The following is a 14108-nucleotide window of genomic DNA, read 5'->3' as shown; positions in this document are numbered from 1 at the left end:
TGAAAGCGCAGCTTTCAAGGAGGTTTTTTGTTACTCAATTGGAGTAAATAGTTATGGAGTTTTTAGTATAAAGTTTACTCGCTGTCTTTTGCTTTTTCTTTATCGCTGTTTGCCATATTATAAACGATCCATGCCATTGCAATACATACTATTGCAAACACGCCGATTATTATAACGCCCATGCCCCAGTTTACTAAAGGAAGTGATGTTGTTAAATTCATAATTTTATATTTTAGAAGTTGATTTTAATGACAGTCGTATTGTGATGAAACTTGTTCCACCGTTACCATATTTGAAGGAGATAGATATGGAATGTTTAATCCCAAACCTCTCAAAATAAATAATATACCTATAGCTACTACTACATACGGTACGGCTTTAAGAATACGTTGTTTAACTTTGCCTGTTAAGAAATTACCTAAATAGATGGCAGTAGTCATTAAGGGAACTGTTCCCAGACCAAATAACGCCATGTATAAACTACTTTGTAACGGCTCACCTAGGGCAATAGCTCCAAAAACGGCCATATATACTAGCCCGCAAGGAAGAAGTCCATTAAGAAAACCTATAATAAAAAAAGTTTCTGGATCTTTCTTCTTAAGTTCAGCTCCTAAAGCACTCTTCACTTTACTAACCAGTTTATAAATAGGTCTTGTAAGACTGTATTTACTAGTGATATGCGTAGGTGTAATAATAGTTAAGATCATGATAATCCCTATGGCAATCGATAATTGCTGCTGTATTCCAAAAAAGTGAAAAGTATTACCAGCAATCCCAAATAAAAGACCTAACAAAGAATAGGTGAGAATCCGGCCAAAATGATAGCTTACTAATTGTAAAGTTCTCTTCCATCTATTTACGCGATCCAGAGGAAGCATAAATGCAATAGGACCGCACATTCCCACACAATGGAAACTACCCAATAATCCTAATATGATGGCAGAGTATAACATTAATATACTATTTCTTTTTTGTACAAATAGTCCTTTCCTCCATATTGAAAGTCTATGGTAATATTCCAGCGACCCTCAATAAGGTTCTTTTTAGGTATTACTACTTGAGAGTTTATTAAATTCATAGGTATTTCAAAATCCAATTTCTGGTTAGAAGGTCGATATAAAGCTATTTTACCGGTAGCGTTTTCGTTAGTCAACTCTGTTGGAAATTTTAATAACCAGCCATCTTCCGTCTTTTGACCACTTATTTTCTCGTTGAGTCCATTTAAGTTTTTCTCGGCATCTATTTCAGTTTGATAAACCATTTCTTTAGCATAATATTCTTCGGTAACAAGATCGTGACTGTAATTTTTATCTACGCTCATGGTAATCACCATGTATAGTATAAACCCCATGAATGCTAGCATACCTAACACAATTCCTTTACCCCAATTCCATTTCATGATGTCATATTTTTAATAAGTTCCTTTTTTCTATTTAATTCTTCTATCATCAATTTTGCTTGACAAGAAGGGTTTTTTCCAGGCTGTCCGTTTTGGCAACCGTTGCAGCAATCGTCTTTTTCTTCTGATTTCATATGTAACTTTTTTAAGTATCTCGCTTTCGCGAAAGCGGAATGACAACTACCACCTCAACTCGTACTAGAATCTTGTGGCTAATTAAAGCTACGTGGTCCTAGAAATGCAGTTGTGGTAGTCTCAATCAAATCACCATCGCTATAAATTCCTATTTCTACGCGATCTTTATCACCACTTAAAGCACGAGAATCTATTTCTATAAACAAAGTTCCTTCTGAAAGGCCTTGTCCTTCTACAGTAAATTTATCTTGAGAAACAAGTTGAATTGTTCCTTTATGAGAAAGTAATTTGAACTCAATATTTTCAATGTTATCTACCGTTTTATTAACTAATTTATAGGTGTAGACATTACTGATGTTAAATTCACCTTTGTGTTCATAAAGTTGGCCAGGTAGTCTTAATATATTGGCTTCTATGTCATTACGTAAGAATAACATCCCGATTAAAACTGCGGTTAAAATTCCTAAAACGACTATGTAACCTTTAAGCCTAGGAGTAAGTTTAAATTTCTCCTTTTTCTCAATGTTATCCTCGCTGGTATAACGTATAAGACCTTTAGGTAAATCAACGGCTTCCATCATTTTATCACACGCATCAATACATGCGGTACAATTGACACATTCTAGTTGAGTCCCATTACGTATATCTATTCCTGTAGGACACACATGAACGCAAGCAAAGCAATCAATACAGTCTCCTTTTCCTGTTGTAGCACGCTCTTCATTTTTCTTAAATTTTGCGCGACCTTCTTCTTTTTCACCTCTTTTATGATCATAGGCAACGATAATAGATTTATTATCCAGTAATACACCTTGAAGCCTACCATATGGACAGGCAATGATGCAAACTTGTTCTCTAAACCATGCAAAAACGAAGTAAAAAACACCGGTAAATATGAGCAGAGAAATAAATGTGCTGAGCTGTTTTATAGGTCCATCTGTGATGTAACGTATCAATTGATCGCTACCTATCAAATAGGCAAGAAAAACATTGGCTATTAAAAATGAGATCACAAAGAAAACAAACCACTTAAGAACTCTTTTTTTAATCTTTTCTGCATTCCATGGCATTTTTGCAAGGCGTATTTGTTTACCGCGATCGCCATCGATCCAGTACTCAATACGTCTAAAAACCATTTCCATAAATATGGTTTGAGGGCATACCCATCCACAAAATAGTCTTCCAAAGGCCACAGTAAATAAGATGACAAAAACCACTCCCGTGATCATCATGATGACAAACAAATGGAAGTCTTGCGGCCAGAATGGAAATCCAAAAATATTGAACCTACGTTCTAATACATTGAACATTAAAAACTGATTACCGTTAATTTTAATAAACGGCGCAGCAAATAGAAACGCAAGTAAAATATAACTTACATACTTGCGGTATTCATACCATTTACCATCTGGTTTTTTAGGATATACCCAAGCGCGCTGTCCTTCTTTGTCCAGCGTTCCTATTGTGTCTCTAAAATTGTCTTGACCTTGGTCTGCCATTTGATATATCTATTTAAGATTCCAGCATGAGAAGAAATAAGGCATCTTCATATGCCTCAACAGAATGAGTTACATCAAGCGGTATGTCGTAACTATCATAAACGGCTAGTCGTCTACTTTCTGTTGCTGTGTTAAAATCAATCTCTCCTTTAATGACCATAAGTTTTGCTTTACAAGGAGCTTTATGTTCATCGAGAACAGCACCACTTTTCATACCTATTGCAATGAGTGAAGATCCATCAGTGTTAAAAATGTTTTTCACTATAGGTAATTCTGAGTGTATTGATGCTTGTTCTATCTCGCTGAGTGTCATGATTACATTAATTATTATCAGTTACTACTTTAAGCTCTTCTATTTCTACCTCTGGATGATCTAGAGAGTCTGTAATAATTTCATTGATTTGCTCTTCTATTTGAGGTGCATCTGGATCGGTCCATATTTCACCTTCAGCAGCTTTTGGCTCTGCAGGAGTAGTTCCTTCAAATGTCAAAACATAACTTGCTACTTGTGCCATTTCTAGAGGTTTCAGGTCTTGCTTCCATGCAACCATTCCTTTTCCAGATCTTCCACCTTCAGAAATGGTGTTGAATACATTTTTAATGCCGCCACCTAGAATCCAGTTTCTATCGGTAAGATTAGGACCTATTCCACCGCCACCGTCTGCTTTATGGCAGGCAACACAATTAGATTGAAAAATTACTTTTCCAGCATTAATATCTGCTGCATCAGTTAGCAATACTACTGTGTTTACATCTACTAAGTTTTTAGCTGTTTTTTTCCATTCATCAATCTCTATTTGAGCTGCTGCAACTGCAGTTTCATATTCTTCATCTTGATCATAATTATTGAAAATTTCAAATCTTACTAGATAAACTACAGCAAAAAGGATGGTTGCATAGAACATGTAAACCCACCATGGCGGTAAATTGTTGTCTAGTTCTTTGATTCCGTCATAATTGTGATCTAGTATAATTTCATGCTCTTCTTCTACAGCTTTGCTTCCTAAAGATTTTTTGTAGATATTTTTGATCCATTTGAATTGGTTTGCTTTCGCGAAAGCGATATTCTCATCATACTTTTTCTGTGCATCTGGCTTGAGGCTTGCATAAAGAACCCTACTTAGAGCTCCCAGACTCGCTTCACCTGCTATGTAGAATAATATAATGACACCGTATACAACCCAAAGCCAAGGCAAGTTTTCAAATGCCGTAGCATCTTCAGTGGAGCCTATCCAGTTGAAGAAAAAATATCCAAGGACAGCAAAAGCTATCGTTCTTATAAATAATCCTGTATTGTTCATGTTTATAGGTCTTTAATAGTTGAAGCATCATCAGTCAAAGGGATGTTACTTACCTCTTCTATATGTTTCTTTTTGGCAGTGAAAACCCACCAGAAAAGAGCAGTGAAAAAGATGAAAAATATGAGTAATGATATGATAGGGTAGATCTCTACGCCATCAATGTTTTCTAAGTTTCCTTTTACAAATTTTAACATCTTATTCTTCGTTTAAGTTCATTACAGTTCCATCAGCAGTGGTGACTTTGATATCGGTACCTAATCGTTGTAGATAGGATATGATTGCTACTACTTCTCTATTGCGCATTTCTACAAATGGTAAGTTGTTCTCTTGAGCATACTGCTTATCTGCCTCATAAGTTTTTGCAAAGTCAGGATCGTTGTAGAGACTTTTTTCTATTTGAGTTCCTTGCTCTGTCATCCATTCTTGCGCTCGATCGATTTCTTCTTGAGTATATGGAACACCTAAGGTCATCATAGCGGCCATTTTATCTTCAGTATCAGATTTATCAAGCTCATTTTTAATGAGCCATTTATAAGAAGGCATTATAGAACCAGATGAAGTACTTTGTGGATCATAGAAGTGGTTGATGTGCCAGTTGTCACTATATTTTCCACCTACGCGCATTAAATCTGGGCCAGTACGCTTACTACCCCATAAGAATGGATGATCATAAACATATTCTCCAGCTTTAGAATATTCTCCGTATCGTTCTACCTCACTTCTAAAAGGACGTATCATTTGAGAGTGACATCCTACACAACCTTCCCTTATATAGATATCTCTTCCTTCCAGTTCTAACGGTGTATAAGGTTTAACACTAGAAATGACAGGTACATAATCATCTACCATAAGAGACGGAATTATCTGTACCATTCCACCTATAAGAATTGCTACTGTTGCATAGATAGTTAATTTTACTGGTCGTCTTTCTAACCAGGTGTGATAACCTTCTTTTACAGTACGTTTACTAGTCACATTTGATAAAGCAGCAGCTTCAGCAAGTTCATCAGTAACTTTACTACCAGCACGAGCTGTCATAATCATGTTATAAACACCTATTAAAGCTCCTACTATAAATAAACTTCCACCTATTGCTCTCATCCAGTACATAGGCATGATTTGAGTAACAGTTTCTAAGAAGTTACCGTAAGTAAGCGTACCATCTGGATTAAATTGTTTCCACATAGAAGCTTGTACAAATCCAGCAACATACATAGGTAATGCATAGAGAATTACACCTAATGTACCTATCCAGAAGTGAACGTTTGCTAACTTAGTGGACCAAAGAGTTGTTTTAAACAATCTAGGAACTAACCAGTACACCATACCGAAAGTTAGGAAACCATTCCACGCAAGAGCTCCTACGTGAACGTGTGCAATAATCCAGTCGCTAAAGTGCGCTATGGCGTTTACATTTTTAAGAGAAAGCATAGGTCCTTCAAATGTTGCCATACCGTAACCTGTTATAGCAACTACCATAAATTTTAAAACAGGATCTGTACGTACTTTATCCCAAGCACCTCTTAAGGTTAATAATCCATTGATCATTCCACCCCACGATGGTGCAATTAACATCACAGAAAAAGCAACACCTAAATTTTGAGCCCAGTCTGGTAAAGCTGAGTATAATAAGTGGTGAGGTCCAGCCCAGATATAAATAAAAATCAACGACCAGAAGTGAACAATAGAAAGCCTATAAGAATATACTGGTCTATTTGCCGCTTTAGGAACAAAGTAATACATCAATCCTAAAAACGGAGTAGTTAAGAAAAAGGCAACAGCATTATGACCGTACCACCATTGTACTAAGGCATCTTGTACACCAGCATAAGCAGAATAACTTTTTAATGCGCTTACTGGTAACTCCATACTGTTTACTATATGTAGAACAGCTACGGTAACAAATGTTGCTAGATAAAACCAGATAGCCACATACAGGTGACGCTGTCTTCTTTTAAGTATTGTACCAATTAGATTTGCTCCAAAGGCTACCCATATCAAGGCAATAGCGATATCAAACGGCCACTCTAGCTCTGCATATTCTTTGGAAGTTGTGTAACCTAATGGCAATGTAATTGCAGCACCTACAATAATTGCTTGCCATCCCCAAAAATTGAGATTGCTCAACCAGTCTTTCCACATACGTGCTTTTAAAAGACGCTGCGTAGAGTAGTAAACTCCAGCAAATATTGCGTTTCCTACAAAGGCAAATATCACTGCATTTGTATGTAATGGTCTTAAACGACCATAGCTTAACCAGGAGACCCCATCGGTTAAATTAGGAAACAGATACATATAAGCAAGTAAGAGCCCAACGCTCATACCTATAACACCCCAAAACAAAGTTGCGATGATAAATTTGCTTACGATTTTATTATCGTAATAAAACTTTTGTACTTCCATAATTATTTAGGTTGTTGATTTAAATTAATCGGTTGTTTTTTTTTCTTTAGGGTTTTCTTTTATCAATTCATCATCAAATAGCATTCTAACTGATGGAGTATAAGTATCATCATATTGTCCCAGCTTTACAGAGAAAATAAACGCTGCGAGAAATAGCAGCGCCACGACAACACTAATTGCGAGAAGCATATAAATAATATTCATACCGTTTGAATTATTTGGTAAAATTAGAATCTAGGACTAAGGGAAAAGATGACTTTTGTCAGCTTTATATTTTTTTTCAATTATTTATTTGAGATTTCCATGTTCTTTAAACATGTAAATACATGAAGACATTTTGAATCCTTTGTTGTAACTCAAGAAGTTGTTTTAAAAGAGATATTCCGTGTATGGGAAGGTTTACTTCATTGGATAGAAGACTTCTGTTTAATTCTGAAATAGACGAGTCGTATGTTGAGATTTTATTATAAACAGACTCATAAAGAGTAGGACACAAATGATTGCTATTATATAAAAGTTGTTCTAGAGAACTAACTTGTGTTTGAGCTTTTTGAATCCATCCATTTAAAGCTGTGTTGATGGAATGATTACAAATGGCGTCCTGAAATAAAGAGATAACTTCATTTTCTTTGAAATTGCTCAACCAAAAATTAAAATTGAGATCCTTTCTAGTTTGCGAGAAGTTTTGAGTGCTTAATATCATGATAATTTTTAATTAGATTTCAGTTTTCTCCCTAACAAATAAGTGATTACAGTTGTGAAGATCACAATGCTTATTGAACTTAAAGGCATTAAAATAGCCGCTACCACAGGAGCAAGTTTGCCAGTGAGAGCAAATCCTAATCCGATCATATTGTAGAAAAGAGAGAAAATAAAAGCGTATTTAATAGTTTTTAAACCATTTTTTGAAATAGATAGAAAAGTGTTGATATCGCTAAATCTTGAAGCGTCAAGAATACCGTCGCAAGCAGGAGAAAATACATTGATATTCTCAGAAATAGTAATTCCAACGTTACTTTGCGCTAAGGCTCCGGCATCATTAAGTCCATCACCTACCATTAAAACGGTTTTGCCAGCTCGCTGTTGATTCTTGATGTAATTGAGCTTGTCTTCTGGTTTTTGATTAAAAAGCAACGTAGTGTTAGCAGGTAAAATGCTTGCTAGATGCTCTCGTTCCCCATCATTATCACCAGAAAGAATAACAATTTGAACAGACTTCTTTAACTGGTTAAACACCTCTTGAACACCATCACGATATTCATTATAAAAAATGAAACAGCCTTTATAAGTATTATTATAACAAATATGCACAGCTGTGTTTTGATGCGTGTTAACACTGGCTCCTTGTTCTGGCGATCCTAAAAACTCAAAAGAGCCTATCTTAATGTGCTGGTCATTAATAGTTCCTGTAACACCTTTACCTACTTCTTCTTGAAAATCATCAAGGGTTTTGATATCGTGTTGATCCAGCATTTCATAAAGAGAACGACTCAATGGATGGTTAGAAGAGCGTAGCGTACTCGACAGTAAAGATTTTTCATCTTCATCCAGCTCGACACCTTCATAAGTAATAGTGTTTTTAGAATTTGTGGTAAGTGTCCCTGTTTTATCAAAAACCACTAGATCAATATGTGCCATTTGCTCTATGGAAGACGTGTCTTTCATATACAATTTGTGACGTCCAAAAATGCGCAACAAATTTCCTAATGTAAAAGGTGCTGCAAGCGCTATTGCACATGGGCAGGCTACTATCAAAACAGAAGTAAATACATTAAGTGCAATACTAGTATCTATAAAAAGCCAAACCGCCGTTGCAACAATCGCTATTAGTAATAAAGTAATGGTAAAACGGCGACTTATTTGATCAGTAAGCGATTGGAATACGTTTTTTCCTTTTTTTGAAAAGACCTCATTAGACCAGAGTTGCGTGAGATAACTTTGCTCCATGCTTTTCAAAACTTCTACTTCTATTGATCCTGCGAGCTGTCTTCCTCCTGCAAATAGGTGGTCTCCAGATGTCTTGGCCACAGGCTCTGCTTCTCCAGTCGCAAAGCTGTAATCGATCAATGCGTTTCCATTAATCAACACACCATCTACAGGTAATAACTCATTGTTTCTTATCAAGATACGGTCGCCTTGCTGCAGATCGTTGACTTGAATTTGTTGTTCAGATTTTTTGGTAGAGAAAGAAGATTTTCCTGATTCCGCTTTCGCGAAAGCGAGATCATCACCATCTATATTTTTAAATATTCTTGTAACAGCGATAGGGAAGTAGGACTTATAATCGCGCTCAAAAGAAAGATAGGCGTAGGTTTTTTGCTGGAAGAAACGTCCTAAAAGTAAAAAGAAGACCAGTCCTGCAAGGCTATCAAAAAAACCAGAACCCCAATCCATCAAAACATCTACAAAAGAGCGTGTGAATAGAACCGTAATCCCTATGGCGATAGGTACATCTATATTGAGAATTTTACTGCGCAACCCTTTGAATGCCGAGATAAAGTAATCACGACCAGAATAAAAAACAACTGGTAAGCTAAATATGAACATCAACCACCTGAAGACATGTTTGTACTTTTCTAACCAGAATTCGTTCACTTCAAAATACTCTGGAAAAGATAAAAACATGATATTACCAAAAGCAAAACCAGCAACACCTAATTTATAAATAAGACTACGATCCTTATCGGTTTTTTGCTTATTAGTATCTTCAAGCGATATGTACGGCTCGTAACCTAATTTAGATAAAAGAAGTACGAGATCTTGAAGGTTCAAGTCTGCGCTAGAATAGGTGATTCTTACTGTTTTCTCTGGAAAATTTACTTGTGAAGTTTTTACACCAGGTTGTAATTTTTGTAAATTTTCTAATACCCAAATACAAGAGCTACAATGAATAGAAGGAATGAGAAGAGAGATAACCTGAATGCCTTGTTCATTAAATTCCAGCAATTGCGATATGATCTCATTGCTTTCTAGAAAGTCAAATTTTCCCTCTTGCTCAACAGGAGTAGTTCCTGGAGTGTGTTCCAGATCATAATAATACGATAAGTCATTATCGTTTAAAATGTCATAGACCGTTTTACAACCATTACAGCAAAAAGATTTTTCCTGATGCTTGATAAGGGTTTTGCGACATTCATCTCCACAATGGAAACAACTTTCCATAATTTATTCAATTTGCTTAAGTGCAAGCACTTTTATAATTACCTGTGGCAAATATGAACCGAATCACAGGTTGAAAACGATGACATTTGTCACCTAGAATTGTTATTTTTGTTTTTATAATTTAACAGGTGTCGGATTGAGATCTTAAGGATAAGCTTATTGAATAGACTTAGATGACATGAAAAACATTAATTCAAAGAGATGAAATAAAACTTCTGTTTTGAATTAAATTATTGGAGATTTACATTAACCTTTTGAGCAACTAGATGAGTCAACACACTGAGCAAAGATGCGAGAACTGCATTGTACGTAGATTAAATACACTTAAAGCTCTTACTAAAGAAGAACTTAAAAACATTTCTGATAGTAAGGAAACTAAAACAGTTAAAAAAGGTGATGAGATCTTTAAAGAAGGTGATAAGTTAAATGGTGTTTTTTGTGTGCGAGACGGCGTTTCTAAGTTGTCAAAAATGAGCGACAATGGTAAAGATCAAATAGTAAAACTTGTTAAACGAGGAGAGCTATTAGGACAGCGATCTGTGATAACAGAAGAATCTACCAATTTAAGCGCTGTTGCCTTGAGTGATATGACGGTTTGTTTTATTCCTAAAAACCACTTGAAAGACAACATAAGCAACAATATTAAATTCACAAATGCTATTCTTCAACAAATGGCAAACGAGTTAAAGTTTGCAGATGATGTGATCGTAAACATGGCTCAAAAGAATGTAAGACAGCGCATTGCAGAGACCTTGAAATATCTGGAAGATACTTTTGGCACGGATGACGAAGGTTATATCAAAATGATATTAACTAGAGAAGATATTGCAAATGTAGTCGGCACCGCTAAGGAAGCTTGTATAAGACAGCTTACGAAATTTAAAAAAGCAGGATGGATAGCTACTGACGGTAAACGTATAAAACTAGTAGATCATAAATCACTTTACAATCTTATTGAAGGATTTGAGTGAATGTTCTGATTAAGAGCATTTTTCATATCTTTGTAATCATTTTTAAACCTATTTTGAGTACCAGTAATCCCTATGAATTCATCCTTTCAAAAATCAACAGAAAAGAAGCTTGCACAAATTAAAAGTAGCTTTGAGGAAGATAATAAATTATCCTATGAGGTTTTTCAACAAATGCCTATAGGTATATGTATTACAGATTCAGATGGATACTTTACTGATGTCAACCTTACCTATTGCGATATCTACGGATATTCTAAAGATGAACTTATAGGAAAACCTTTTACGACAGTCGTACCAGATGAGTATAGAGATATGCTTGTAAAACTTCATGAAGAATTTCTTGAAAAAGAATATGAGCTTCAAGGACGCTGGACTGTTCAAAATAAACAAAATCAACAATTTGAAATCATTTCAAATGCAGCTTTTCTTTATGATGAAGAAACTAATGTAAAGAAAAAAATGACCCTAGTGGTCAAAGCGAAAGAATTAGAATTAACTATTGATCGTCTTAAAACCACGATCGATATTCTAGAGAATAAGATAAAGACTCAAGATATTGCAAACGAAATGGTAGATCATGACATGCGCAATAGAGTTGCGTCTATGGTTTCCATAGCAACTATTCTATCTAAAACAGAACTTGATAAGCAACAAGCTAAGTGGGTAACGATGTTGAAGAACATAGGTAATGATACCATAAAGCTGCTCACCTCTGCAAATGATTTTGCAAAAATGGAGCGTGGTGAATATCAACCAGATGTTTCTACTTTTGATTTAATAGCTCTTATTGCAAATGAAACTTCAGAGTTAAAGGATCTTATAATGGAAAAGGAGGCAGATTTTAGTCTCATACATGATGGTAAAGTTTGTGAGCCTGGCACAGATGAATTTATGATTAAAGGTGATGAATTTTATCTGCAGCATTTATTTCAAAACTTGTTGCGCAATGCTTTGGAAGCATCTCCCGATAAAGAAACGATAGGTATCTCAATAGATTATGATCAAATCTTTACTGTAAAAATCAGCAATAAAGGGGTAATTCCTAAAAGTGTGAGAAACAACTTTTTTGAAAAATATGCTACCTCGGGAAAAGATACAGGTACAGGACTTGGAACTTATATCTCAAAAATGATTGCCGAAATACATGGTGGCTCTCTATCTTTTTTAACCAGTGAAGAAGAAGGAACTACACTCACTTTAAAGCTGCCTAGTGATATAGTCTCGACTTAATCGAGTCTTTGTTTAATTAATAGATAGTATTAGATTTTATTACATTTAATTATTAAAATCCAAGATTCAAAAGGATAAACTTGATAACATTCTAACTTAGTTTGATTTAGAAAAAGAAGTAGTTCAAGATATCTTTTAGCTACTTCTTACTAATATCTCAAAATCCTATTATATTTTAAAACTCATTACAGGAAGAGGAGAGTGGTTTGCTAGATCTTCTGATATACTTCCTTTAAAGAAATGAGAAAGTCCTTTTCTACCATGCGTACTGATAGCAATTCCATCTGCTTGTAACTCTTCTGCAAATTGCATTAATCCATCTTCAATAGTATAACCAGCGATAAAGGAAACTTGATTTGTTCCACCTGCTTTTTCAAATTTTTGAGTCAATTCTTTAAATTCTTGAGAGCTTATGAAACTAGCATGTGGTCTATTGACAAACACGAGGTTTACTGAGCTTCCTAATGTTTCAAATAGTCCTAAGGCTTTTTGATAAGCAGGAACGCTTTCAACAGATAAGTCTGTAGCCATAATGACTTTTTCTAGGTTAAAGTTCTTAGGAGCAGACTTAATCGTTAATACTGGAGTAGTACTGTTTCTTACCATTTTTTCTGCATTTGACCCAGCAAAAATACCCTGATGAGCCATTAATCCGTGAGATCCCATTACGATGAGGTCAGCATTTATTTTTTTGGCTAGAACATCTACTTCTTTATATACTTTATGGTGCTTAATGACTGCTTCTACTTTTACTCCTTTTAAATATTCCTTTTCTAGAAAAGGTTCAAATTTCTTTCTGCTTAGAGCTAGTAAAAACATCATTTCGTTTGTATTGTCATTGCTAGAGTGAGATATTAGAGATTCTGACAACTCTAACATATGAAGCACGTGCAACGTAGCATCATGTTTTTTAGCAATTATAGCAGCGGTCTCGAGAGCATATTCTGAGTGATTTGAGAAGTCTACTGGTACAATAATATTTTTCATCTGTATGGTTTTTAATTTATAATATAGCCAAAAGTAAGGAGATAGCAGCTACTAAAAGATGATTTTTATCACTTCAATAAGTATCCTTCTCTTTAAAATTGAATCATAAAAAAAAGCCAAGTCTATATTAAAAGAAGTGGCTTTGAATTTTGAATAGGTCAATTTACATTTTGAACGTAAATCTATTGGTAATCGAATTAGTATAAAAGAATAGAAAAACTATAGGGATAAAACACTATTCTCAGCTCCAGCATAATCGTTCCATGCATAGGAGTCGGCTTGTTCTTCATTTAAATATGTGGTACCATCTACAACATATCTAAATTCATAAGAATTTGAAGTTTCTAAATCAACAGTTGTTTTAAACGTACCATTTTTTAATTTTTTTAATGGAGTTGCTTTTTGATCCCATTCGTTAAAACTTCCTATAACGGCAGCATTTTTTGCCTCTTCCATAGGTAACGTGAAGGTCACTTTACAAACTGGTTTGCTTTTTAAAAATTGTTTTTTAATAGCCATAATCTTGTTTTTAATTCTGCTTTAAAAATATTAAATTTAGGAAGCTAACCGTCTAAAAATCAAATATTTTTATAATAATTAAGGATTCTATATCTATTATCCATTTTCATTTAGAATCTAGTAATTTAAAGTAGGTTTTACCATCAATTTATCATTAAAACGTCAAATATTTTGAGCAGTATTTTTGACTTTTAAGAAACGAAATCGTATTCGTAAAATCCTATTTTTAAGTAAAATAGACTTAAAACGTCAGATTTAAGTAACAGCTTACTGATTTTAAGGTAATATAAAAACTAACGGAATAGAATTCGATAAAACAAAAATCCCGATCTCTTGTAGAAATCGGGATTTGTAAAGCGGAGAAGAAGGGATTCGAACCCCTGGAGGTGTGACCCTCGCTGGTTTTCAAGACCAGTGCATTCGACCACTCTGCCACTTCTCCTTAAAAATTAAACAAAACACTTTTTGTTTAAGCGGTTGCAAATATACAGTTATTCTTTTA

The 14108-nt window shown here is 34.8% G+C and carries 16 protein-coding genes and 1 tRNA gene; 2 read left to right on the top strand and 15 right to left on the bottom strand.

What is annotated here, in order from left to right:
* Nucleotides 1-74 precede the first annotated feature (74 nt).
* The 12 genes from DDD_RS18085 to DDD_RS00920 all read right to left on the bottom strand — a co-directional run bounded on the left by DDD_RS18085 (nt 75) and on the right by DDD_RS00920 (nt 9899).
* A complete protein-coding gene (locus DDD_RS18085) occupies nt 75-221 on the bottom strand; it encodes a hypothetical protein (RefSeq protein ID WP_015360829.1) in 147 nt (48 codons plus the stop codon).
* A gap of 24 nt (nt 222-245) precedes the next feature.
* A complete protein-coding gene (locus DDD_RS00965; RefSeq protein ID WP_015360828.1) occupies nt 246-953 on the bottom strand; it encodes a sulfite exporter TauE/SafE family protein in 708 nt (235 codons plus the stop codon).
* Complete coding sequence (locus DDD_RS00960) at nt 953-1399, bottom strand: FixH family protein (protein ID WP_015360827.1); 447 nt, start codon at nt 1397-1399, stop codon at nt 953-955. The genes DDD_RS00965 and DDD_RS00960 overlap by 1 nt, the downstream gene beginning before the upstream one ends.
* Nucleotides 1396-1533: a hypothetical protein gene (locus DDD_RS18080; protein ID WP_015360826.1), complete on the bottom strand. Its 138-nt coding sequence runs from the start codon at nt 1531-1533 to the stop codon at nt 1396-1398. The genes DDD_RS00960 and DDD_RS18080 overlap by 4 nt, the downstream gene beginning before the upstream one ends.
* A 78-nt stretch (nt 1534-1611) precedes the next feature.
* Nucleotides 1612-3033, bottom strand: a complete 1422-nt coding sequence (gene ccoG, locus DDD_RS00955) for a cytochrome c oxidase accessory protein CcoG (RefSeq protein WP_015360825.1) — start codon at nt 3031-3033, stop codon at nt 1612-1614.
* A gap of 13 nt (nt 3034-3046) precedes the next feature.
* Nucleotides 3047-3295: a cupin domain-containing protein gene (locus DDD_RS00950; RefSeq protein ID WP_236613387.1), complete on the bottom strand. Its 249-nt coding sequence runs from the start codon at nt 3293-3295 to the stop codon at nt 3047-3049.
* A 58-nt stretch (nt 3296-3353) separates the two neighbouring features.
* Entirely contained in the window at nt 3354-4334 is a 981-nt protein-coding gene (locus DDD_RS00945) for a cbb3-type cytochrome c oxidase N-terminal domain-containing protein (RefSeq protein ID WP_015360823.1), read from the bottom strand.
* 2 nt (nt 4335-4336) lie between these two features.
* Nucleotides 4337-4528, bottom strand: a complete 192-nt coding sequence (locus DDD_RS00940) for a cbb3-type cytochrome c oxidase subunit 3 (protein WP_015360822.1) — start codon at nt 4526-4528, stop codon at nt 4337-4339.
* 1 nt (nt 4529) lies between these two features.
* Entirely contained in the window at nt 4530-6737 is a 2208-nt protein-coding gene (gene ccoN, locus DDD_RS00935; protein ID WP_015360821.1) for a cytochrome-c oxidase, cbb3-type subunit I, read from the bottom strand.
* Nucleotides 6738-6761: 24 nt separating this feature from the next.
* A complete protein-coding gene (gene ccoS, locus DDD_RS00930) occupies nt 6762-6941 on the bottom strand; it encodes a cbb3-type cytochrome oxidase assembly protein CcoS (RefSeq protein WP_015360820.1) in 180 nt (59 codons plus the stop codon).
* Nucleotides 6942-7047: 106 nt separating this feature from the next.
* Nucleotides 7048-7440 (bottom strand): hypothetical protein, encoded by a 393-nt coding sequence (locus DDD_RS00925; protein WP_015360819.1) that lies wholly within the window; start codon nt 7438-7440, stop codon nt 7048-7050.
* Between the two features lie 8 nt (nt 7441-7448).
* Complete coding sequence (locus DDD_RS00920; protein WP_015360818.1) at nt 7449-9899, bottom strand: heavy metal translocating P-type ATPase; 2451 nt, start codon at nt 9897-9899, stop codon at nt 7449-7451.
* Nucleotides 9900-10165: 266 nt separating this feature from the next.
* Here DDD_RS00920 and DDD_RS00915 point away from each other — a divergent pair, with 266 nt between their 5' ends.
* Nucleotides 10166-10870: a Crp/Fnr family transcriptional regulator gene (locus DDD_RS00915; protein WP_015360817.1), complete on the top strand. Its 705-nt coding sequence runs from the start codon at nt 10166-10168 to the stop codon at nt 10868-10870.
* A gap of 72 nt (nt 10871-10942) precedes the next feature.
* Nucleotides 10943-12100 (top strand): PAS domain-containing sensor histidine kinase, encoded by a 1158-nt coding sequence (locus DDD_RS00910; RefSeq protein WP_015360816.1) that lies wholly within the window; start codon nt 10943-10945, stop codon nt 12098-12100.
* 168 nt (nt 12101-12268) lie between these two features.
* On the opposite strand, the gene DDD_RS00905 is transcribed toward DDD_RS00910, so the two are convergent.
* The 3 genes from DDD_RS00905 to DDD_RS00895 form a co-directional block, all read right to left on the bottom strand.
* Nucleotides 12269-13087: a universal stress protein gene (locus DDD_RS00905; RefSeq protein ID WP_015360815.1), complete on the bottom strand. Its 819-nt coding sequence runs from the start codon at nt 13085-13087 to the stop codon at nt 12269-12271.
* A 219-nt stretch (nt 13088-13306) separates the two neighbouring features.
* The gene (locus DDD_RS00900; RefSeq protein ID WP_015360814.1) at nt 13307-13606 is read right to left on the bottom strand and encodes an isoamylase early set domain-containing protein; all 300 of its coding nucleotides are present in this window, start codon (nt 13604-13606) and stop codon (nt 13307-13309) included.
* Nucleotides 13607-13963: 357 nt separating this feature from the next.
* Nucleotides 13964-14048: transfer RNA gene (locus DDD_RS00895), tRNA-Ser, on the bottom strand.
* Nucleotides 14049-14108 lie beyond the last annotated feature (60 nt).

The organism is Nonlabens dokdonensis DSW-6, from assembly GCF_000332115.1.
GTDB lineage: Bacteria > Bacteroidota > Bacteroidia > Flavobacteriales > Flavobacteriaceae > Nonlabens > Nonlabens dokdonensis.
This window is presented reverse-complemented; position numbering and strand designations above follow the sequence as displayed.

Excerpts from the sequence above, each read along its gene's own strand:
- DDD_RS18085 (WP_015360829.1), bottom strand. The coding sequence starts at position 221 with ATGAATTTAACAACATCACTTCCTTTAGTAAACTGGGGCATGGGCGTT.
- DDD_RS00965 (WP_015360828.1), bottom strand. The coding sequence starts at position 953 with ATGTTATACTCTGCCATCATATTAGGATTATTGGGTAGTTTCCATTGT.
- DDD_RS00960 (WP_015360827.1), bottom strand. The coding sequence starts at position 1,399 with ATGAAATGGAATTGGGGTAAAGGAATTGTGTTAGGTATGCTAGCATTC.
- DDD_RS18080 (WP_015360826.1), bottom strand. The coding sequence starts at position 1,533 with ATGAAATCAGAAGAAAAAGACGATTGCTGCAACGGTTGCCAAAACGGA.
- ccoG (WP_015360825.1), bottom strand. The coding sequence starts at position 3,033 with ATGGCAGACCAAGGTCAAGACAATTTTAGAGACACAATAGGAACGCTG.
- DDD_RS00945 (WP_015360823.1), bottom strand. The coding sequence starts at position 4,334 with ATGAACAATACAGGATTATTTATAAGAACGATAGCTTTTGCTGTCCTT.
- DDD_RS00940 (WP_015360822.1), bottom strand. The coding sequence starts at position 4,528 with ATGTTAAAATTTGTAAAAGGAAACTTAGAAAACATTGATGGCGTAGAG.
- ccoN (WP_015360821.1), bottom strand. The coding sequence starts at position 6,737 with ATGGAAGTACAAAAGTTTTATTACGATAATAAAATCGTAAGCAAATTT.
- ccoS (WP_015360820.1), bottom strand. The coding sequence starts at position 6,941 with ATGAATATTATTTATATGCTTCTCGCAATTAGTGTTGTCGTGGCGCTG.
- DDD_RS00925 (WP_015360819.1), bottom strand. The coding sequence starts at position 7,440 with ATGATATTAAGCACTCAAAACTTCTCGCAAACTAGAAAGGATCTCAAT.
- DDD_RS00920 (WP_015360818.1), bottom strand. The coding sequence starts at position 9,899 with ATGGAAAGTTGTTTCCATTGTGGAGATGAATGTCGCAAAACCCTTATC.
- DDD_RS00915 (WP_015360817.1), top strand. The coding sequence starts at position 10,166 with ATGAGTCAACACACTGAGCAAAGATGCGAGAACTGCATTGTACGTAGA.
- DDD_RS00910 (WP_015360816.1), top strand. The coding sequence starts at position 10,943 with ATGAATTCATCCTTTCAAAAATCAACAGAAAAGAAGCTTGCACAAATT.
- DDD_RS00905 (WP_015360815.1), bottom strand. The coding sequence starts at position 13,087 with ATGAAAAATATTATTGTACCAGTAGACTTCTCAAATCACTCAGAATAT.
- DDD_RS00900 (WP_015360814.1), bottom strand. The coding sequence starts at position 13,606 with ATGGCTATTAAAAAACAATTTTTAAAAAGCAAACCAGTTTGTAAAGTG.